General features: G+C 60.9%; 11 protein-coding genes. 4 read left to right on the top strand and 7 right to left on the bottom strand.

Annotated elements, in window-relative coordinates; all coding sequences use genetic code 11:
- Positions 1-59: 59 nt before the first annotated feature.
- From AC25Z0_RS17135 to AC25Z0_RS17125, 3 genes are all read left to right on the top strand, one after another.
- On the top strand, positions 60-3581 hold the full coding sequence (locus tag AC25Z0_RS17135; protein ID WP_488133975.1) for an AAA domain-containing protein: 3522 nt from the start codon (positions 60-62) through the stop codon (positions 3579-3581).
- Positions 3578-5008 carry a DEAD/DEAH box helicase gene (locus AC25Z0_RS17130; RefSeq protein ID WP_488133974.1) on the top strand — a complete coding sequence of 477 codons (1431 nt, stop codon included), beginning with the start codon at positions 3578-3580 and terminating at the stop codon, positions 5006-5008. Before AC25Z0_RS17135 ends, AC25Z0_RS17130 begins: the two co-directional genes overlap by 4 nt.
- Positions 5009-5268: 260 nt before the next feature.
- Entirely contained in the window at positions 5269-6453 is a 1185-nt protein-coding gene (locus AC25Z0_RS17125; protein WP_488133973.1) for a competence protein CoiA, read from the top strand.
- 142 nt (positions 6454-6595) lie between these two features.
- On the opposite strand, the gene AC25Z0_RS17120 is transcribed toward AC25Z0_RS17125, so the two are convergent.
- From AC25Z0_RS17120 to AC25Z0_RS17105, 4 genes are all read right to left on the bottom strand, one after another.
- The gene (locus tag AC25Z0_RS17120) at positions 6596-7348 is read right to left on the bottom strand and encodes a hypothetical protein (protein ID WP_488133972.1); all 753 of its coding nucleotides are present in this window, start codon (positions 7346-7348) and stop codon (positions 6596-6598) included.
- 1128 nt (positions 7349-8476) lie between these two features.
- Complete coding sequence (locus AC25Z0_RS17115) at positions 8477-12034, bottom strand: hypothetical protein (protein WP_488133971.1); 3558 nt, start codon at positions 12032-12034, stop codon at positions 8477-8479.
- Positions 12035-12295: 261 nt separating this feature from the next.
- Complete coding sequence (locus tag AC25Z0_RS17110) at positions 12296-12853, bottom strand: hypothetical protein (protein ID WP_488133970.1); 558 nt, start codon at positions 12851-12853, stop codon at positions 12296-12298.
- A 453-nt stretch (positions 12854-13306) separates the two neighbouring features.
- Positions 13307-13768 carry an SRPBCC domain-containing protein gene (locus AC25Z0_RS17105; RefSeq protein WP_488133969.1) on the bottom strand — a complete coding sequence of 154 codons (462 nt, stop codon included), beginning with the start codon at positions 13766-13768 and terminating at the stop codon, positions 13307-13309.
- A 123-nt stretch (positions 13769-13891) separates the two neighbouring features.
- On the opposite strand from AC25Z0_RS17105, the gene AC25Z0_RS17100 reads away from it, so the two are divergent.
- Positions 13892-15334 carry a hypothetical protein gene (locus AC25Z0_RS17100; RefSeq protein WP_488133968.1) on the top strand — a complete coding sequence of 481 codons (1443 nt, stop codon included), beginning with the start codon at positions 13892-13894 and terminating at the stop codon, positions 15332-15334.
- 28 nt (positions 15335-15362) lie between these two features.
- Here the strand turns inward: AC25Z0_RS17100 and AC25Z0_RS17095 are convergent, their stop codons facing one another.
- From AC25Z0_RS17095 to AC25Z0_RS17085, 3 genes are all read right to left on the bottom strand, one after another.
- A complete protein-coding gene (locus AC25Z0_RS17095) occupies positions 15363-16031 on the bottom strand; it encodes a hypothetical protein (RefSeq protein WP_488133967.1) in 669 nt (222 codons plus the stop codon).
- A 419-nt stretch (positions 16032-16450) separates the two neighbouring features.
- The gene (locus tag AC25Z0_RS17090; RefSeq protein ID WP_488133966.1) at positions 16451-18352 is read right to left on the bottom strand and encodes an ABC transporter ATP-binding protein; all 1902 of its coding nucleotides are present in this window, start codon (positions 18350-18352) and stop codon (positions 16451-16453) included.
- A 199-nt stretch (positions 18353-18551) separates the two neighbouring features.
- Positions 18552-21932, bottom strand: coding sequence for an immunoglobulin-like domain-containing protein (locus AC25Z0_RS17085; RefSeq protein ID WP_488133965.1), 3381 nt, complete (start codon positions 21930-21932; stop codon positions 18552-18554).
- Between the last annotated feature and the right edge of the window lie 150 nt (positions 21933-22082).

The following is a 22082-nucleotide window of genomic DNA, read 5'->3' as shown; positions in this document are numbered from 1 at the left end:
GTCAGCAGCGTGTGAAGTGGCACACAAAATACCGGTTCGATAGACCATTTGGGGCTCACGTGAACGATTCCATAATCGCAAACCGGTTCGCTGTGCCTAACGACCCCGAGTATGAGGGCGGCCATGCGCGGGTCTATCGGGGCATGGATATCAAAGACGGACGAGCTGTTGCTGTCAAGATATTCAGTCCGACGCAGGTCGTCGATGATCGCATCTTGGCGACAGCATGGTCAAACGAACTTAACGCTTATCAATCATTCTCTGAGAGCAAGTATCTCGTCGAGCTGATCGATTGGGGTTATACGGGCGAGGGGTCCGACATTCCGTTCCTCGTTTTCGAATGGTGCGAAGGCGATTTGCGAACGTACATCGACGAGGGGAGGGGCATCGCGTGGGCGGAGTTTTGGCCCGTCTTGCGCTCGGTATTACTCGGTCTGGAACCGTTGCATCGTTCTCGTCATGTTCATCGAGACTTAAAGCCCGAGAATATTCTCCTTGGTGCGGATGGTGAACCCAAGATCGCGGACTTCGGCACGATCCGTTTGATTGACGCATTCAATGCGGGCCGAACGATGGGCCAGCTCGGGACGGCGCCCTACGCGCCGCCGGAGGCTGGAGCTGCTGCTCCAAGCACGGCATACGACATATTTTCGGTAGCGGTTCTTGCAATTGTCGCTATCTCAGGAAAACCACTCGCCACTGCGGCGGTGGCAGGTGACGAGTTGGAGCGAATTGACGTTCCCGACAACGTCAGGAACGTTCTGCGTCAGTGCTTGTCTCAGTCGCCTGCGGCTCGTCCGCAGAGCGCCTCGATGCTCTTGGTGCTTCTCACCAAAGCGCTAGATGTAGTGCCGGCGCATGGCGCCCTGGCGTCGGTCCACGTCGACTTCACGTCATCCGTTTTGGAAACGTTCGCGCGTTTCTTGGGCGCGGAAAGTGCGAGCCCAGCCGATGTTCTGCGGGATATTGGGCCGTCGCCGCGAATTGAAGTGGTGCAGCAAGGGGAGTTCGCGGGCGAACTTCGGATCGCGGGGCAGACGGCTCTCTTTAGTGCGGTCGTTCAGACGGGGCGCCCATGGAAAATCCTTCTGAAGTACTGTGCGAGGGTGCCACAGTACGTTCTAGAAACGGCGCAGCGCGATTGGTCGACGCCGGCCATTCGTTGGGTGCAAAGCGATCCAACAAACAAGCCGTCCGCGATCATTGCCCTTTCCGACTTGATCTCAGGTGTTGACAGACAATCGAAGGAAAGACAGCTCGCTCAAGGGACGACTGAGGCATCGGCATTTCAAATGTGGCGCCAAATCCTCCGAGCGAAAGAAGAGCTCGCCCGGCTGTCGAGCAGCGCAATTCGCTATGAATCCGCAAGGGTTTCAGGCAGCCGGGTATTCCTGCACCCCGTTTCAGACTCCGTCGAGCCAGTCATAGGCGAGCAACGGCTAATTCGAGGCGGCGCTAGGCGCTTTATCCGAGGCGACATCGAAGCGAGTCAAGATGGAGATGTCGTTCTCTACGTAACGAGTGGCGACACTAAGGCGTTGCCCCTTCGCGGGTCTCTCGAGATTGACGCCGAACTTGCAATTTCCAAGCTGCGCCGCGAGCAACGAGCGCTCCAGCGGGTCCTCGAGCGGCGATCATTACGCCCAGATCTCAAGGACATACTTACCGATCCGTCAACGTCCGTCATCCCGGTGCCAGCCAGTGTTTCAACCTTCTACCATCCACAGTTAGACGAGCCGAAGCAGGCCGCTGTGTCGGCTGCTCTCGGTACCTCAGATGTATTGCTCGTGCAGGGGCCCCCCGGAACGGGGAAGACTACGTTCATTGCTGAGCTCGTCGCGCAGGAGCTTGAACGGAACCCCACGATGCGAATTTTGCTTGCATCGCAAACTCACCTCGCACTCGACCATGCGCTGGACCGAGTTCACGCCGTCAGCCCGTCAGCGAAGTTCTTGAGAATTGGCTCCACCGTACGCATGCGGAAGTCTGCTGAACCTTGGTCGGTAGAGAACCAACTGGCTGGATGGAAGGACGAGAGTAGCGCGGCGGGCGAGCGATTCTTGGCGTCTTATCTTGCTGATGCAGATCTGCCTACGGTGAACGGAGGCGATCATGCCGTCACGCCAACTTCGTCGCTTCACGGCGCACTTCTTGAACGAACGCGCATTGCCGAACAGATCGCGAGCACTGAAACCTACGTCAATAAGGGCCGAGCGCAGCGGGACGCTATTGTCAAGCAGGCAGAGGATATTCTGACCACGATGTCCAAATTGGACGCGACGGCTATGGCGCTCCGCGCGGATGAGATTAGCGTCTTGGCACGAAGCATTGTGGACTCGGGCCTCGCCATCGCCGCAGAACTGGAAGTTCAAGCCAACGACTTGAACTCGCTCGACGAAGCAGAGCGCGACTTAGCTCTGCTGCACTCCGGGTTGGCGGAGGCAACAAGACTCGCTGGCTTCGCGAGGGCTCAACTTCAAGATCGTTTCGACCTAGAACCGGGGATTTCGGACGAGCAAATCATTACAGAGACTGTTGAGCGGATGTCTAAGCGGGAACAAACACACGGCAAACTCACGCAGATACATCGCGACTGGATTGAGCGTTTCGGACTCACAGCGGATTTCCGAATTCTATTGATGGCCCGGGCCCAAGTGGTCGCTTCGACCTGTGTCGCTCTAACCGGTACGCGCGGCGCTGAAGATGTAACGTTCGATTTGTGCATCGTGGACGAGGCATCGAAAGCTACGGCAACCGAGTTAATGGTTCCGATGGCTTCATCCCGTCGATGGGTGTTGGTGGGAGACGATCGCCAACTTCCGCCGTTTGTGGAACAAGCTCTGAAGCGGCCAGAGGTTCTGACCAATTATCGGCTTGAACCCACTGATCTGAAGTCAACTTTGTTCGCGACCTTAAAGGATCAACTGGATCACCATTGCATCGTGACGTTGACGGATCAGCACCGCATGCAAAACTCAATCGGTGAGCTGATTAGTGGTGTCTTTTACGATGGGGCACTGCGGTCGAGTAAACCTGAAGTGCATCCGTTAGTTCAACTTGCGCTGGGGGGTCCGGTCACGTGGCTGGACACGTCGCGACTCAAGAATCACTCGGAGACATCCGCCGGGACCAGCTGGGAGAACCGGGCGGAGGCCCTCGCAATCCGCTCGTCGATAGCGCGAATAGCAAAAGTGATGGACAGGACGAACGCCTCGGAGACGATGGAAATCGCCGTGTTGAGTGGGTATCAAGCGCAGGTCCATCTCTTACACGAGATACTTGCCCCTATCCGCGGAGATTGGAAGTCACTCACCGTCCGCGTTGGGACTATCGATTCGTTCCAGGGTCAGGAAGCGGACATCGCATTCGTGACACTCACTCGAAGTAACCCTGAGAGCGAAGTGGGATTTCTAAAACTTCCTCAGCGGCTCAATGTCGCACTCTCCCGCGCCCGTTTGGCAGTTGTAGTCGTAGGAGATGCGTCGCTTGTACGTAGGCGAGCAATGGAGAAGACGGCAATACGGCGGGTTCTTGATCACATGGTCGGGACCTCCGCTCCAATCAAGGAGGCGCAGCTATGAGCGGCATGAATGAGCGCCCATCCAAGTACGGATTCCGAGAGCTCTCTACCCGTCCTGTCGGGCTGGTGACTTGGCGGCTGAGCCTGCTTTGCCGAGTAATCGAAAGTAAGTCGCTCCCAACGGTTGAGGAGTTCATTCTTCGTTCAGTTGACGCGGGCTTAGCTCTTCCAGCTCAAGTCGGTCAGTTCCTCAATCTTCCAGAGCAGGCACTCATTGGAATCATGACGTCTTTGTACCAGCGGGGCTTGCTCCAGCGAGCAGACGATGGTGCCGAGATTGGGGCGGTAATGCTAAGCGGCGAAGGAGAGGCGATTCTGGAGGATCTGGTCGAGATCATCCCGAAAGACGAGGTTGTGAAGTTCAATTTTGATGCCTTGACCGGAGAAGTGACCGCAGGTAGGCCCGTCGCGTTGATCGCTGCTCGCGAAGTTGACCCGCTGACAACAGTGCTCTTGCCCTCTAGGATCGAAGCTGCTCGAGAGCGTGCGGAAGGAGAAGGTTCCGTTTTCCGTGCCGCATTTGCGCGAGAGAATGATGCGCATGGTCAAGTTGACCTAGTGGCTGTAATCGGGCTAGCGGAACAGCCGGAAAAAAGATTTGCCGCCGCTGTGGGCCGACTGCTGGAGTCTAAAGACGAGGCGGCAGAGCTCTATCTGGCAATCGAGATTGACGGACGCCGGAGTGAGCTTCACGAACTCGAGTTTCTGGGTTCGGGTCTCCTTGACGAGCTAAGGATCTCAGGACGAGTGAGGGAGGATCGCGTCCGAATAGACCGGACACTCGTGCCGGCGCTCGTCGCGGCGCGCGTGAGCGATGACCGTGTGGACGCGCTGGTGGACGCAATCGGCGATTCCGATTCAGAATTTGACGACCAGCAGGATGACGTGGTTGCGTCGAAAACGGCGTCTCTCATTGGGCGGACGAGTTCTCGCGCGATCCAATTGCAGCAGGCTCAAGCAGAACTTGAGACGATTCCAGTGCGGCGCCTCCATGCGCGGGAACGGGGGGCGATTCTGGCGGATTGGCTCGCCGCCGCGCGCGATGTCGTAAATATGACCGTCCCGAATACGCGCGACTTTGTGCTTGATATGTCCGTTGTTTCCCTGGTGGAGTCGCTATTGGAACAGCAAGTGTCCGTGACGCTATGGATCGAGGTGGTTGGCAACGACAAGACGATGCTTATGAGAAAGAACAACGCAAGACTGTTCGATTTGGCAAAGCGGGCGAGAAACCCAATGGCGATACAGTGGCGAGTCCCAGGGTATGCACATTTCTTAGTCGTCGACGGTTCTAGAGCACTCGTCGGTGCGACTTCCTTTTTGGGGCCTGTCTTAGGCCGATTCGGAGACGATCGTCCGACTCAAATTCTGGGCGAGGACCTGGTCAAAGAGCTCGAGATGCACTTACTAACCACACAAATCGACTAGCAAGCGCCTTCCAGCCGACTGGGTTGCTGCGCCCGCTCGAATACGACTTGTTCGGTTGGGCGGGGTTCGTTCGGGGGAATGAAACGTCTGAGTTCCACGCGTCCCTTCTCCGCGGGTGCTTTGGAGGACAGGTCGGAATCCGTGATTGCTCCGCGGAGTGGTTCGCCCCGTCGAAATTCAGCAGGAATTCGAATTCCTGAAGCTCGCACGTCGATTCACCCTAATCGCCAATGTCGGGCCCCCTCACTAGACTCGGCCACGTGCCCCTCGTCGCTCACTACAAAGGTCAGCGTGTCGAAGCATGGCGGCTTGACCACGAAGAGTGGATCAGCCTAAAGCAGAAATACCGAGACACTGGCGTCACCATGGTCTGCGGAGAACCTGGATACCCAAAGACTTCGCCGAACGGATTGCAGTTTTTCGCGCACAAGTCAGCTGCTTGTACCAAGCACGATGGCGGCCCTGAGTCTCCAGAGCATCTTCAAACAAAGGCACTAATTGCTGCCGCAGGGGAGGCACATGGCTTCGAAGCAATCGTCGAATCTCCAGCAGACGATCGGTCTTTCATCATCGACGTTTTACTTGTCAAAGGCAGTCGGCGCATCGCGGTTGAAGCTCAATGGTCTAGACAAAGTGACGCCGATTTCGCTCGCCGCACTTCGAGGTATGAGGCAGTAGGTCTCGAAGTATTGTGGCTCGTCGGTCCTCGAAATCGCGACTCATCGAAAGGCGTGAGAGCCGAGCACCTGAAAGGAACCGTCGACAATATTACTATTGACCTCGCCCTGGATTTGGCGGAGCCGAAGACGACACTTCCGCTTTCTCACGGCCTTGATCTGCTCTTTAGTCATGTTACGGCTCCAGAGCTCGAACCCGTCGTTACCAGCGCCTACGTCTTCACTGCGATGGCAAAGTGCTGGAGTGACAAGTGCGACAAATGGATTTCGTATTGGCAGATTGCAAGCGTCGACATTGAGACTCGATGTGGCCAGAGTGCTCAAATTTGGCTTCACGAATATGAACCCTGGCTTCCCGAGCGGGTCGAGGAAAGGCTGCAAGCACGCATAGTTGCGCAGATCGAAGCGAGTGGACTGCCGAAGCCAACGTATTTTGAGCGGCGCTACTCCAAAGAAGCGCAGAAATTTTATGTTGCCCAGAACTGCGGCTACTGCAGCCTGGTCCAGGGCGACGGCCACATTGCACAGGATCGACGCTGGACAGGCTATCGGGTTCCGGTGAGCGGGAGGGCCAAGTTGCCCGCGGCCATCTTCAGCAATCAGCACCTCTGTCGAAACATCGGTCGAGGAACTTGTGATTCAGCTCAGAATGAAGCGCTCGAACAACCGAACCTGCCGAGTTGGCGGGGGTATGGGTTGAGCCGAACTGCGGACTATGACTACTACGACGAACTGCCGCCCAAGGGGAAACGGCGTCTGAAACGGTGAACGATCGAGCCGCTTTGGGTTGAAGTAGGGGGCAGGAACCCGCAGCCGCCGCTCGAGTCTAAAGGTCACGGTGCCATGTTGGGCAGTCGCATTGGCTGCCAACGCACGATGCCGAACCCACCTCGGCACGCGCGCGTTCGGTTTACTCGTCTTCGTCTGGGAACCGGCGCTTCTCGGCGGGCAGGTGGGCGTCGAGCCGCCAGGGGAGACGCAGCTGGACGCCGAACTGCTTGATCCGATCAAGCTCATCCTCGTCGCCTTCGAGGCGCGCAAGAACCCAATCTGACAGGAGGCAGAAGCCGGCAAGCGCGTAGAGCACTTCATGCGTAAATGACGGCTCTGGCTCGGCGGCCAGGTGGTATTCGCCGTCGACTTCGATAATCGCGTCGAGCTGAGATTCATGCGAAACGTGTCCGACCTGGGAAAGCACCTTGTAGGTCGTCTTCAAGAACTTGATCGAGTCGAGCTGGCCCATCATCCCTGCGCCGGAAAACGGCGGCAACGCGGCCCCCTTGGGGGCTTCCATGGCCGCGGCCCACTCATGGATCTCGGGTTTGGCCGAACTCTCAGCGAGTACTGCTGCGTAATTCTTCTGTGCCTGTCCGAGCGTGACGTTTAGCCGCGCGATCCCATTGGGCGTCAGATATGCGTACTGCGCTGTGATTGCATGTTCCATTGCGGCACGGACGAGGACTTCACCCTCGGAACTGAAGCCCTGCTTACGTAGCCGCAGGTACGCCTGGGCCAGCCGACGGACGCGTTGAATGAGTCCGAATAGCATCAGGAATTCGTGGTGATATTCCGAGAGCACGTTGATGCGTTCGGGGTGTCGCTTGTCTTGGATGAATCGAAGTACGAGAGCGTCGAGTGCTTGACGAGAAGGAAGGTCGGCCACGACTCGACGCTATCGATGAAGTCGGCACCTTAGGTGAGCGCCACGAACTTCCCTCGACATCCCAGAGCGAAAATAGATCAACCAGTGTTCTCTGGAAGTCGCGAGTCTGAGCTCCGGAACGGGGCCGTCATTCCTCTGAGGAACAGGTGTGGAGGAAAAGTGTCAGTCGGCGGAGGAAAATGTTTTTCTCAGACACCCGGCTTCTGCGTCCTGCTGGCTTTCGCGAACAGTCCACCAAATGTCCCGGAAACTCAAGGGTTTCCGGGACTTTTTGGTTAAGAGATTTGATTAAGTCATCACTACGCCATCACTCTCAGCGCTTTTCAGCCGCTGAACCGGCCCTTGTGTCCGGGGCGCCGACGCCGGTTTCGGTCCCTGCCGATCGTCTGGGATCGTGGCGCGCACCTGCCGGGTATGAGCATCCACGACGACCCCACCCGAGGCTCCTACCAACTCCTGGGGGCTCGAGCTCCTGATGGATGTGGCCGAGCTGGTCTGCTTTCTGGGCATCCCGATCTCCACGGTCTACGACTGTCGGGTACACGGCAAAGGCCCCAACGCCTACCGGTTCGGCAAGCACCTGAAGTTCGCCATGTCCGACGTGCGGGCCTGGATCGCGTCCAGCAGCGCGAGCCCTCCAACCCGCCCGGGCGCCCCGATCGGCGGTGAGCTGAGATGCCCGGCACCGGTTGACCATGGGCACCTTCGGCGACATCAGCACCCGCAAAACGCCGGCCGGCCGCTACGAGGCCAGGACTCGCTACCGCGACTGGGACGGCCGCGCGCGTCTGGTGTAGGCCAGCGGTGCCACCGCCAAAGCCGCCGAGCACGCGCTGAAGGCCAAGCTCGCCGAGCGGGACCTGTTCCAGCCGGCGGACACGTCGCTCACGCCCGACAGCCTGTTCAGTGACCTGGTGATGCACTAGTTGGAGGACATCGACCTGGAGGGCCGGATCTCCCGGACCACCCGGAACCTGTACGAGCGCAATATGCGCACCCTTGTCGCACTGGCGTTCGAGCACCTCACCGTGCGCGAGATTGGTATGTCCTGCTGCGACAAGTTCATCAAGCAGCTGGCGAAGCTCTCCTACAATCGCGCCATGCATTTCTACCGGACGACTGTTGTCGCTAGTAGTCATAGATGCCGCGGACAGCCGCCCGTCGTGCCTTGACGAGGGCTTCTGTGAGCAACGGCTCGTAGATCGCTATGCCGCGTCGGCCCAGGCGGGCGATGTCCTCGTCGACAGAGATGGCGAGGTCTCGAAGATTGTCGAGTGTTGCTGCGTACCGTTCGTGATCCTCACCCATTGAGGACCCTACTTCAAGCGTGTGGAGGAGGTCGTCGGGCTCGGGGCTAAGGGGTCGGAGCATGGTGGCGAGGGTGTCGAGTGGATAGCGGTGTTCGAAGAACTGCAGTGCGCCGAGGAGGTCACGTACGGAGATGTTAAAAGTGGGTTCGCCGACCGTTTGGGTGATCCAGTCGATGTCCTTACCTGCGATGACCCAAAAGAGTTCGTGCGCTAGTTCAGTTGCTTTGACCTGCTGCCAAAGCTTGTTCCGTTCGGCGGGGGCGAGGAGCCCGACCGGCTCTTCCCATTCGTAGAGGTCTCGGTAACTGTTGCGCATCGTGGTCGTGGCGTGCTTGGTAAAGACCTCGATAAAGACCTCGGGTGATGCCTTTGCGAGTGCCTTGAGCGCTTCGGTGTGGGTGTAGTCGTGTCTGCTGTTCTCAGGGACGGTGTAGGACCTCATGGCGTTGAGCCAGTCGGGGTCATCCGGCGTGGGGTCGTTGTCGTAGGCCCATTCAGCGGCCCAGAGCGCTGCTGCGGTTCCGCGAATTTCATCGCTTGGGTGTGTGAATAGCGCGTGCCTGGTTGATTGGGGTGCGTCATGGAACGCAAACGATGACTCGAGCTGATGAACGTCATGGGGGGAGAGTTGGTCGACTAGCCGTTGGACAAGGGCCGAGTTCGCCGATTGGCCGATGACAGCGCTGATGACGCCATGTCGGCCCTTTGGGTCAGCGAGTAGTCGGTCCGCGATCGCGGGGGAGAGCTGGTCGGTGCGGGCGCATACGTCGATGAGCGGTGAAGCTGATCCTGCAAGGCCGTGGTCGATAGCCGCGGTGAGCCACTTGATTGGTTCCGGGTCCGGCCGGTAAGCGAGACGCGCGAACACTTGCCAGGTCCCGGTGTTCGTTTGCCCGACGGTCGCAAGTTCGGGCTCGTGGGTGTTCAACCAGTCCATGAGAACTTCGGGTGCCTGTTGCTGGAATGGTGCGAGGGCTTCGTCGAGCGCGTCTTCATCGAGGCGCCGGATTTCCTCGTAGGCGGCCAGGCGCTTGCGCTTCTCGTCGGCGGTCACGCGCTTGCGTTCGCCCGTGAGCGTTGCGAACAGCTTGTCTGGTTCATCGAGCCGGATCTTGAGGGTGCTTGCCGACTTGTTGAACCGGGCTCGGACGCCAGGGGTTGTGATGCCCGGGGCAAGGGTATTCGCAATGCTCTTCGCGATGCGTTCGCCGGCCTGCACTTGGGCGTTGTTGGTCTTGCCGCCGAACGGGAGGTCCCAACCATTCGCGATCCGCACCCATTTGTCGAGCAGGCCGATCATTGTGAGTTGGGCGGCGGGCGTTAGTCCGGGGGTGCGAGTTACGAGTGCGGGCTGAATGGCGTCGTATAGCGCTTCCATGTGAGTGGCGGCCCATGTAAACGACTGCAACATGAACTGGTGGAGGACCTCGGGGCTCATGTAGTTGCCGTCGAACGTGGGGGCTATGATTTCGCGGGTGAGCGCTGCCCAGGCGGTGTCGGTGAGGTCGGCGTCGGGCACGGTGCGGAGTGCTTCGACGAGTTTCAAGAGATCGGCGAGCTCGGGTTGGTCGCCGTTGCGCGCGTCGCGGACCTCTGCGACAAGGTCCTTTACCGCCGGCTTGATATCGCGGCCCGCGTCTTCAAGAACGGAGAGCGCTTTGACGAAGGTGCCAATGACGCCGGGGATGTTACGTTTAACTGCATCTGCGACGCGTGCCGCTAAGAGCTTCGCTTCGCTCTCGGCAGTCGAGGGATATCTGGAATTGAACGCCGCAGTGACGCGGGCTAAATGGATGTCTACGACCGTTTGCGCTTGTTCGGGGCCGAGTTGGCCGAAGCTTCGTAAGAGTTCGACGTCTTTCGCGGCGTCGGGCAGCACAGCTATGAGTTCGCCGGTGGTCGGCACTCTTGGGTGCGTTGCGCCGAGGAGTTTCGTATAGATCTGGATCTGCATTATGTCCGGAGCCATCTCAGGGAAAGCGTTTTGGACGTCGCGCAGTCGGACGGGTGATGCGGCGCCGGAGAAGTAGACCTCGGATGCGACGTTTGCGGCGATGATGTCCGGTTGTACGCGGTAGATCTGGGTGCGTTCAATCTGCTGGGTCTCATGGTTGAAGTGCTTGTTGTCCTGAACATCGACTAGGCCGGCGATCGCGACGGATCGGATGAGTCGGATTAGTTCGGGTTGCCGGATCTGGAGGAGATCGGCCAGGCGGCGCAGCTGGTCGTCGTTGACCTGGCCGAGCAGTGCCAGGGTGCCGAGCACATCGACTGCATCTTCCGATGCGTTGGACATGCGTAGGAAGGCGAAGATCTGGTCTCGCAACGCATTGCCGGTCCATACGGACTTCCAGTCATCTTCGTGAATGAGGAGGTCGGCAAGGTTCAGCGCCCATGCTGGGCGGCCGTCGGCTTGTATGAGGAGGTGCACGATCACCGAAAGCCGGCTGATGCCGCGTTCGCGGAGTATCGCTCCGAGCTCTTCTCGGGTGAGGCGATCGACCTCGAGCTGGACCGAATTCTGGAGGTGGTCTGCGATCTGGTCCGTCTCGTGCGGCCAGCACGTTGCGACGATGCGGTAGTTGAGCTTCTCCGCGTCCCGCAGTTGTGTGAGCAGGTCGACGTCTGGGAGTCGGGCGCCGGAGTCGTCGACCACGACCAAGGCGGGCTTGGTTTCGATGAGGTCATCGAGTAATCGTTCGGGGGTTGGTTGGCGTTCGAGGAACAGGGCACCGTCAAGTTTGCTGGCTACGTGGCTCTTTCCGACGCCTGGAACTCCGAATAGGATCACGTCGGAGTCGGACTCGTTCACCTCGTAGATGAGGGTGTCACGCCCGATGGTCGATAGTTGTCGTTCGTCGGGGTGTGTTCCGCGCGGTTGACGCGAGAAGCTGAACGGTCCGCCCTCGATGTTGAGGATTTTGCGTCGCCAGTCGGGGTTCTCTCGGAACTGGTTAGCGAACCATGCTCGGTCGTAGACCTGCACGAGTTCGCAATCGAACTCCTTCGCGATGTTCCTGAGCTTCTCGCGCTTCGACCTGTTGGCCTCGGCGAGGTTGACCGCGATGACACGCTGGACGACGACTTCGTTCTTCCGCATCGACCGCAGGCTGTCTCGCAGGCTCCGTTTCGCGCCGTCCCAACTCCGCGAAGACGTGATGATGAGACCGGTGATCCGCGAGTCTTCGGTGATCTCTGCGTCAAGACCGAAGTCGGAGCCTCCGGTGATTGGCACGAGTCCGGGGTGGATTGGACTGAGCAAGGAGGCCGCACAGTCTTCAAGATCGTGCGGGTTGATCCGTGCACGCACATCGGAAAGGCGTTGGTCGATGCGGTCGAGCAAGTTCACCTCAACCACCTCGGCGCTGGCCTGCATTCGAAATTGTTGATGGGTCCCATGGGGCGAGTGTATTCGCGAGTGACGACATAGTTTGAATGACGAAATGGTCCGCGGGGAAGTGTCCTTAGTCGAGCTGACCTATTTGACGGGTTGCCGAGTTCCGAAGCAGAGCTCGTCAGCAGGAGCGCACCGAGGATGGTGAGCATGACGCCAAAGAGCATCGTCGACGTCGCGGCGTTTTTTCATCGGAGGCTGTGCACCCGCCTGTTGGTTGATCGGCCTCCCTTGGCGGCATACCTAGACTGAGGTTTTCTCGATCCGCTGGACCGGCCATTGAAAGCGGACTACCCTGCCCGAAGAACGTCTCGTGTGCTGGCGCTCGGCCTTCGCATTTTCCTTCGCGAACCAGCTGTTTTTTCGATTGCCGCCTCGCCATTCGCTCAGCTTCGTCGATATATCAATCATCGTTTGGTCGATAGTCGAACGTCGCTCTTCCTTGGTGGATTCGGGAGCAAAGGAAAGTATTGCCGTCGCGAGTGTAGTCATCGCCCATTTGCCGACGTCATCGTTCTCGGCCAGAGCCCACCGAAATTTCCAGCTCAAGTCGAACATCCTTGAGGCTGATTCGCGGGATGCCTTGGCGTCGCCGAGGAATGTGTCTCGGGCTGCGGTAAGCGTTTCGAACAAGACGGCGACGGCTTTGTCTTGGCGGTGATTGAGGTTTGCCTTCCGCTGCGCTCGCTGCTGCAAAGCGAATAGTGCGATAACGCCGGAAAGTGCCAGTAACCCTGCCGTGAGGTTCGGTGCGATTGCGTTGAAGAGCTTGCCGAGTTGTTCGGCATCGGTCCAGTCCATCCTTCGAACTCTAGCGACTCGCCATGCATCTGCCGGCCCCCAGTTGTGGCGTCCATAGCCTCTCCTTCGGGACGATCTGCGACTGCTGCGACAACTCGATGGAGTCGTTCTGGTCGTCAACGCAGACCGAGCTGCTCAACTAGAAGAAGTTGAGCACGGGTTCGAATTGACGAACGCGATCTTCGAGTACATCGATATCTTCTACAACAGCACCCGCCCCACTCCAAGCTCGACTACGCCACGCCGATATCGAGCACGAGCAACATTTCACCGCAGCATCCATTTCCGCCAGATCCCAACTTCGGGCCGCGAACCGGGATATCGGCTTGTGCGCACACCAGTACGCGATCTGCACGCGCACCTTTCGAACGCGGCGATCCGCGCTCTGCCAAATGCTCCTCTACCGACGGAGCAAGGTGGCCAACTCGTCGAGCGACTCCCCGCAATCGTGAACTACTGGGTGTCACCCTCGAGTAGGAGCGCGAGCTCGTCGAGTTCGACGTCCCAGCCCTCTCGGTTCTGCTCAAGACGTGCGCGACGGTAGCGGGTGCCGCCGGGGAGTGTGTCGAAGCCCGATTCGATCACCGTGACATCCGTTCCGGTGCCAGCATCGGAGATCGTGAAGCGCACATGCGTCGAGTACTCGTCGAGCTGTTCGGCGGGGATTCCCGACCAACGGAAGCCGAACGAGTCGTTGGGCACCACTTCGGTGATTTCGATCGGGAAGCTGCCGTAGCCCTCCCAGTCAATGCTGCCCGTAGCACCGGGCTCGAGCGCGGCGAACTCCACACTGTCTCCGAACCACTTGGCCATCACCTCTGGATCGGTCAGCGCCTTCCAGACGCTCGCGCGCGAGGCCTCGATGTGCACGGTGCGGGTCACGGTGTGGCCTTTGATTCTTGCGTGATCAGACACGGTGTTTCCTTCTCGTTCGAGCTGAGCGCGGCGGGACATTGCCCGCCGAGCGGCACGTGAAATGCAACGCGCCTCAACGAGCGTACCCATCATTGCGACTCGCGTTCACGGGCGAGAGAACCCGTGAACGCGAGTAGCAACGCATCAGCGGTCGGTCCGTGGGATGTCGGAGCCGAACCGGCATCAGTCTCTGCACTGATCTACAAGGGTTCTGACACCGTATTCGCCTCAACAAAAATGGGGCAACTGCTGAAGGAGTTCTGCCGTGCGAACGGTAATGTTCTGTTCATCCCTGACGCTCGTGCCGGTTGGCACCTGCCGCGGAGTGGATTGAAAAACAAAAGGAGAACCATGGCTGTTTCCGCAGAAGACACCGCTCAGGAGGTCGCCGTGCGGCGTCTTGGTGCTGAAGGTTCTGAGCTAGCGGTGTTTGAGTTTCAAGGCCATCTGCGCGACCTAATGGTTTCTAGCCTCAGAGACGGCTACCTGACAACTGGAAGCTATATTCGGGGCGCAAAGTCGGTGTCTCGCCAGGGAGCGATGTCGATTGCTTTCGCGGGGGCAGCGATAGGGGCCACAGCATTGTCTGCAGCCTTCTCCTCCTCACTATTCATGGCAACAGCCAACCCGGCTACGCTCATGACGTTGGGCAATGGCGTCGGGAGTGCCGTGATGGGCGCAGGCGGAATCGTTGCTCAGGCACCGTTTATTGCCGTGGCGAGTTCCTTGCCGATTGTGGCCCCGATCCTCGCGATGCAAGCGCTCAACACGGCAGTCATGATGCAGCAGTTCAAACAGGTAGATCAGAAGCTCGACATCATCAAGAGCACTTTGGATAGAGCGATTGCCCGGATCGAAGCAACCCACGCGGGTGAGCTCATTGCTTCCTCTTGGATTGTCGACGAAGTGTATCGGCAGTACGAGCTTGAGGGCTCCTTCTCTAACGACATGATCGTACGGCTGGCACTTGCGGAACGTGACGCGCGGGCTCTTGCAGCGCGGTTTCGGCAGCTGGTGGAGGCGCGGGGTGTGACAAATGTTGAGGACCTAGGGGAGGTACAACAGGCCAACTATGACGCGTACAGTGCGATGCTCGGATCTTTCTTGGACCTCCGCATCGCTTACCTTCGCGTTTGCGTGGATATGCAGGAGAACCCGAAGTCCGTCAACTCCTCAATGAGCCACCTAAAGTCCAGAATTGATGACGGTGTCAACTTCTGGCAGTACCTGCTCGAGCGTTCTCGTTCTCTCAAGCTAGAGATTCGTGAGCTCGAAGCCAAGCTGCAAGACATGAAGTGGGCGAAGCGGAACCTCCCAGGCATCTTTGGTGGAGAAGGTGCTTCGGCGGAAAAGGAACTTACCAAGCTCAACGCCGCTTACACGTCGACCATGGAGAGTGAGCGGGAGATTATGGAAGGGTTTAGCTCACTCATCGAATCCGCGAAGCAGACTCGGCAAGCGCTTGACAACCCACAGCTCGAAGATGTCGCCGCACCAACCCTGGTCTACTGGAAGGATGAGGCGGGCGAGCACTCTTTCGTCACTGAAAAGGTTCTTGTCTCCTGATCCCTCGCAACTCTGCCGAGCGTTTTCCCTAAGGGGCGGCTTCGGGTTCTTGGAACCTAGAAAGCAACTCGAAGATAGGGCGACGGTCGGACTGCGGGATCGTACTGAGCTCCATGAGTCCGCAAATCAGTGTGCCTCCTGATTGCATGCTGATCGCGTCAAGATTTAGGTCGTACCCTGGGGCGCCGTGCAAACTTGTTGATCGTGCATATGTCAGCAGAGACTTTGGAGGATCGATCAGTTCTCGTAAGGCGTTGGCTACGGTCCAAGTTGGCCAGTCGGAAGATTTGGGGATGGGACGAGCCGGCATTGGAAAGTTCTCGCCGTCGTCAAATACGCCGAGGACCTTTAGCTCGAGCCACGAGAGGTCGTTTGCCCGGCGCAATGCCGCATGCGCCGATGGTGCGTCAACGTCTTCGGCGAATGAGACGTTGGCAATGAGATTGCCCAGATAGGGCACTTTTCGTTCCTCGTACGCATCCATGGCCGCGAGCAGTACTCCTTCCACAAATTCGGCGCCGTTGGAGGACGGCCCATCAAAGAAGCCGTCGTCACGAACGGTTTGGCCTGCGAGTTGTTTTACCGTGATTGCCGATGCGGCTGAAAGGAATACCGCCCCGACACGAATTTCTTGGCGAGGAGACAGCGTCCTTTCTGCAATGTCAGCGCCTACTTGTGACAAGATCGTGCCACTCACCGCGCCCAGTATCGCGCCAGTAGGGCCTCCCACGGATAGACCCAAGGCTGCCCCGAGGACTGACCCCGGAACCTGTGCGGCCATTCGCGCCAAGCGGGTGGCGCCGCTGTCGTAGCTCACGTTACCTCTGCCCCAAATGTCATAAACGCCAGCTTTCCACCCGCAACCGACTACGAGTGCCCGCGCCACGAGCCCGTGCATTTGTGCTCAAGGAGACGTCCCGTATCTGTGCGGGTGCGAGATCTAGTAGGCGGGTGATCCACAAGGTAGTTGAGGGCAGCGACAGCTGCAATCTCGACGTTCCGAATGCTGGACTGAATGGGCAGCCAAGATCAACCGGTCAACTGTTCTCCTGAATGCAGTCTAAGCTCTGCGAGCGTTGGCCGAGGCAAGCGTTTTGGGCCGGAAGCCGGGTACAACTAGGTCCCGCTCAGCGCTGCCTCCTCGGCCGCAACATTCTTCTGCACGGCGAACTGGGTCCGGTGCAATTCTTCGTACCGCCCACCCACAGCGAGCAGTTCCTCGTGCGTACCGCGCTCCACGATCGAGCCGTCCTCAACAACGAGGATCAGGTCCGCGCTGCGGATGGTGGAGAGGCGGTGTGCGATCACCATCGCTGTCCGTCCCTTGAGCGCCTCGCTGAGCGCCGCCTGGACGGCGGCCTCAGACGTCGAGTCCAGCGCCGCCGTCGCCTCGTCGAGGATGACGACGCGCGGCTGGGCGAGCAGGAGCCTCGCGATGGTCATCCGCTGGCGCTCACCCCCGGACAGCCGGTAGCCACGCTCTCCCACCATGGTGTCCAGCTGGTCCGGCAGGGACCGGATGAGCGGCTCGAGCCGCGCACGGCGGACGGCGTCCCACACCTCGTCGTCGGACGCCTCTGGTCTCGCGAGGCGCAGATTGGAGAGGATGGTCTCGTGGAACAGGTGGCCGTCCTGCGTCACCATGCCCAGGGTGTGCCGCATGGAGGCGAACGTGACATCGCGGACATCCGTCCCCGCGAGGCGCACGGCGCCGCTGTCGACGTCATACAGGCGCGAGAGGAGCTGCGCAATTGTGGACTTGCCGGCACCGGACGTACCAACCAGAGCAACGGTCTGCCCCGGCTCGATCCTGAAGGACACGCCGTGCAGCACCTCCTCGCCGCCGCGGGTGTCTAGCGTTGAAACTTCCTCGAGGGAGGCGAGGGACACTTTGTCCGCGGACGGGTAGGCGAAGCGGACGTTGTCGAACTCGACGGCCACCTGGCCTTCGGGGACGGCGACGGCGTCGGACTTCTCCTTGATGAGCGGGTCGAGGTCCAGCACCTCGAAGACGCGCTCGAAGCTGACCACCGCGCTCATGATCTCGACCCGCGCGTTTGCGAGGCTGGTGAGCGGCGCGTAGAGGCGGGTGAGGAGGAGCGCCAGGGTGACCACGTCACCGGTATTCAGCTGGCCGGCGAGTGCGAGGAAGCCGCCGAGCCCATACACGAGCGCGAGGGCGAGAGCGGAGACGAGCATCAGTGCGGTGAAGAAGACGAACTGCAGCATCGCGGTCCGGACCCCGATGTCGCGCACACGGGCGGCGCGGACGCGGAACTCCTCGGCCTCCTCGTCGGGCCGGCCGAACAGCTTGACGAGGGTGGCGCCGGGCGCCGAGAAGCGCTCGGTCATCTGCGTGCTCATGGCGGAATTGTGATCGGCGGCCTCGCGGCGCAGCGCGGCGAGGCGGCTGCCCATGCGGCGCGCGGGTACCAGGAAGATGGGGAGCATGATCACGGCGAGCACCGTCACGAGCCAGGACGTGCTGAGCATGACGATCAGGGTGAGGATCAGCGCCACGAGGTTCGTGACCACGCCGGACAGCGTGCCGCTGAAGGCCTGCTGAGCGCCGATCACATCGTTGTTGAGGCGGCTGACGAGGGCGCCCGTCCGCGTGCGGGTGAAGAACGCGATCGGCATCTTCTGCACGTGGTTGAAGACGGCGGTGCGGAGGTCCAGGATCACGCCCTCGCCGATCCGCGCCGAGTACCAGCGCGTCAGGAGTGACACAGCGGCGTCGGCCACGGCCACGAGGGCGATGACGACGGCGAGCCAAACGATTGTGGTGACCGCGCCCTGGGCGACGATGACGTCGACCACCTGGCCGGCGAGTACCGGCGTCGCGACCGCGAGGAAAGCTCCCACGGTGGAGAGGGCGATGAAGGTCAGCAGCTTCGACCGGTAGGGCACCGCGAACGTCAGGATCCGCCGAACGGACTCACGGGAGAAGCCGTGCTTGCCGTCCCGGGCGCTAGAGATCTTGTGCAGCGAGCTCCAGGCCGCGCCTTCCATGCTCATTGAGATTCCTTCCGTGGGCAGAAGGTCAAGCTTAGATGGCGACGCGCCGAGCTCGGGTTCTCCCCAGCGGCGAAGGTTTGGCTGAAGGCGACAAGTCGACCCGAATTGACCGAGTGCAATCGGAGTCAGCGAACCGCCCGGTTCCCTGGCCCGGCTGCTCTGCGGGAGCGACCGGGCCGGTGTCAGGATGCCGAGGCGATCAGTCGCGCGCAGCGCGGCGGCGCGCACGCAACAGGAACAGGCCGCCGAGGGCGAGCAGCAGCACGGTCGTGATCATCACGCCGCCTGGCAGCTCACCACCCGTGGTGGCCAGGTCACCCTGAGATCCGCTTCCGCTTCCTGCGTTGCCGTTTCCGACGCCGGGTCCACCGCTGCCTGAAGGGGCCGCAGCGGTCGCGGTGATCTCGGTCCAGCCGATGATCGTGCCGTCCACAGCCTGCACGGCGATGCGGTGTTCGCCCACGGACAGACTCTCCGGCAGAGCGATCCGCAGCGAACCGGCCGCCGCCACGGTGAAAGCGCCGATGAGCTTCGGCTCCGAAAAGGCGAACACGCGCACGGGGTCGCCCGAGTGCTCCTCGCCTACGACGAGCGTGAACGGTTGGCCGAGCTGCACGCTATCCGGAGCGCTCACGTCGCCGCGGTTGGTGTCGGTGAGGTCGTCCTCGGAGGGTGCCGCCGGGATGGACGGCTCGCCAGCACCCGGCTCGCCAGCACCCGGCTCGCCGGCACCGGGCTCGCCGGCACCGGGTTCGCCGGCACCGGGTTCGCCAGCACCCGGTTCGCCAGCACCCGGTTCGCCATCACCCGGCTCGCCAGCGCCGGGCTCGTCCGAGACCGTCACCGTGCGCGTGACGATCGCACGGTTGCCCGCCGCGTCCGTCGCCGCGTACTCGATCGTGTATGCGCCCTCCTCAGCGGGTGTGTAGCGGTTGTCGATCGCGAGCACGCGGTCGCCCTCGGGCGTGATGACCGTGGACGGCACCGCGAGGGCACCGCTCCGGTCGTCCATCGCTGAGGCCGCAGGCACGTCGAGCTCGTCGCCAGGCTCGACCGTGGTGGCAGGCTCCGTACTCAGGGTGATGACCGGGTCAGTCGTGTCCTGGGTGCTCTGCTCGAAGAGGCCGAAGGGCTGCGTCTGCGTCTGCGTCTGCATGCCTTCCCCGTAGAGACGGGCACGGATGTACTTCGAGGCCCCGGCGACGTCGTTCACGTCGATGCTCGGACCGGTCGCCACGACCTTGCCGCCGGCGCTGATCCACTGGATTGCCTCCGCGCCGGTCGCCGCAATCGTGATCGTGCTACCCCTGACATCGATGCTGTCGATCCGGGGGGCGGGCACGCCCGGGTTGGGCTTATTGTCATCCTTGGCCGGGTCGACACGGTAAGTGGAGAAGTACGTCTGCCCATTGAAGAGCGCGTCGCGCACCGAGGCTTGATCCTTCTCAGCGGCCAGGATGTTGGTCCATCCTGTGCCGATGGCAGACATACTGTCACCGTGTGCGTCGTCCGAGGACGTGCCGTAGATGGGCCTTTCGGGCATCATCTTGGTGAGCAGGTCGTCCCAGATTTCCTCGCTGTGATTGTTCGTGAACTGACCGGCATTGAGCACCTCGAAGCCACGCACCTGCGGGTATTCCTCGAGCAGGCTCTGAGTGTAGTTCGGGTCCTCCGTCGCGCCGCCGGAACGGCTGGGATGCGCGATGTAGAGGAAGCCGCCGAGGGCGCCTGTGTTCTGGATATTCTGGTCCATCCCCACGGTGTGATTCGGTCCCTGCCCTGGGCTGTCCATGTAGGTGGAGAAGAAGCTCAGGATGTGGGCGTTCTTGCTTACCTCGTTGCCGGGGATGGCGATGACCGGCGAGCGTGTGAGACCCCAGTTATCCCAGGGATAGGACACGAAGTCGTGATCGGTGATCGCGACGGCACCGTAGCCGAGACCCTCGTAGACCCCGATGCGCGAGGCTACGTTGCCGGTAGAGCCTTCGTTCGGCCATTCGCGGCGTGAGTTCTCCGTGTGATTGTGCAACGAGGCCTTGAGCTGCTGCACGGTCTCCCAGTCCACGCCCTCATAGGGATCGGCGATCGCGAGCGGCTCGCCCTCGGGGGCGACAGAGAGAGTGAAGGACCGTGTGAGCTCCTGACGGCCGCTCGCGGCCTTCACCTCGACGGTGTAAACGCGTCCGGCAAGGTCCTGCGCGGCCACGAGGCGGCCTCCGTCGATCGTGAAGGAGGCGTCATCCGCACCACCTGTGAGGGTGTAGGCGTACGAGGTGCTATCGCCGCCCTCGGCGGAGAAGGAGCCTACAGTGGTGCCGGCGCGGGTGTTGCTCTTGCCAGCGGTGAGAAGGGGCTCGCGCGTGAGAGCGAACTCCGAGATGGCCGACTCGCCCACGTGCAGCACGATGCTTGCCGCGATGTTCTGCGGGTTGCTGAGGGAGGGAGTGACGACAAGTGCTCCGGTGAGTTCGACGGTCCCCTCCACCGAAGCGTCGACGGCCGTATCGTCCCAGTCGATGGCGAGCACCTTGGTGCGTGCGTCGGTCAGGGTCGCGGTTGCAAGCTCGGGGAGCGGAATCTCGTCCACGGGCGTGCCGACAGGCACCGTGAGGGGCGCGAAGGACTGCACCGAGGCGAGAGCGCCGGGCTCCGAGTCGTTGTCGCGATCGTAGACGAAGGCCTCGTTCTGTCCGCGGTAGCCGTCCTTCATGAAGGTCGCCGTCACCGTGGTGCCGACCGCGATGGGGAAGGGCGTGGTGTAGGGCTTCGTCGTGGCGGAACTGGCCGGGTCGCTACCGTCCGTTGTATAGAAGAGCTGCGCGTCAACCGCATTATCTTTCGAAGAACCACTGCCGGCAAGGGCGACGAGGTCGCCGCTCTCGAAGGCGCGGGGCGCCGGGGAGGCGTCCACTTGGTAGCCACGGAAGTCGTAGTACTGCGCACCGCCGCCGACCGATCCCGTGATCGCGGTGTCGCCGCGGACGACGTACCAGCCACGGTAGGTGGCGGCCCCCGTGCCGGTCGCCGTGATCGTGGCGCCCTCGAGGGTCCAGACATTCGCCGCGTCGTTGCTGTAAAGGGCGCGGCCATTGACGGTCGTGACCTCTCCGCCGATAACGTCCACCCGGGTGCCCGCGCCCCCGGCGTTGACCGTGTAGACGCTGCGGCCCGTCGCGGCGCTTAGGATGCGACCCTTCACGGTGAGGTGGGTGTTGTCGAGCAGGCGGACGGGGTGGGTGTTGCCCACCTCGGGCTGCGAGATCGTGACGTTCTCGTCGATGGTGAGGGCGGAGCCAGGACCGACTTCGACCGTGGAGGCCCCGAGGTTGAGCGTGACCGGGTGGTCCGCCTCGAGCACCACATTGCCGGAGATTTTCAGGATCGCGTCAGCCACGAGATCGCCCGACAGCACGATCTCGGTCGGCACGCTCGGGTCGGTCGCCGCCGCGACCGCGGCCTTAAGCTCGTCATACGTGGTGACGACGGTGGGGCCAGACGCGACGGCAGCAGGCGCCACAGCGAGCATCGTCGCCATGATCGCCGCGGCAGCGACGGCTCCGAGGGGTCTAAACGGGTTCACGGATTCTCCATTGGGGTCTCTTTGTTCCCGCAGACGCGGAACAGGTTGAAGATAGATCCGCTTCGTGAACGACCGGAGACATTCAGCGAACAACCGGGGGCGCCCAGAAATCCGTCTGGAGAACAACGCGGCGGCCCCTCAGCTACTTCG

Source organism: Leifsonia sp. Y862, assembly GCF_057669585.1.
Note: the sequence above shows the minus strand (reverse complement) of the source record. Positions and strands in the feature narration are given on the sequence as shown.

Bases quoted from the DNA above. Each gene is read 5' to 3' on its own strand.
- AC25Z0_RS17130 (WP_488133974.1), top strand. From the start codon at position 3,578: ATGAGCGGCATGAATGAGCGCCCATCCAAGTACGGATTCCGAGAGCTC.
- AC25Z0_RS17115 (WP_488133971.1), bottom strand. From the start codon at position 12,034: ATGCAGGCCAGCGCCGAGGTGGTTGAGGTGAACTTGCTCGACCGCATC.
- AC25Z0_RS17090 (WP_488133966.1), bottom strand. From the start codon at position 18,352: ATGAGCATGGAAGGCGCGGCCTGGAGCTCGCTGCACAAGATCTCTAGC.
- AC25Z0_RS17110 (WP_488133970.1), bottom strand. From the start codon at position 12,853: ATGGACTGGACCGATGCCGAACAACTCGGCAAGCTCTTCAACGCAATC.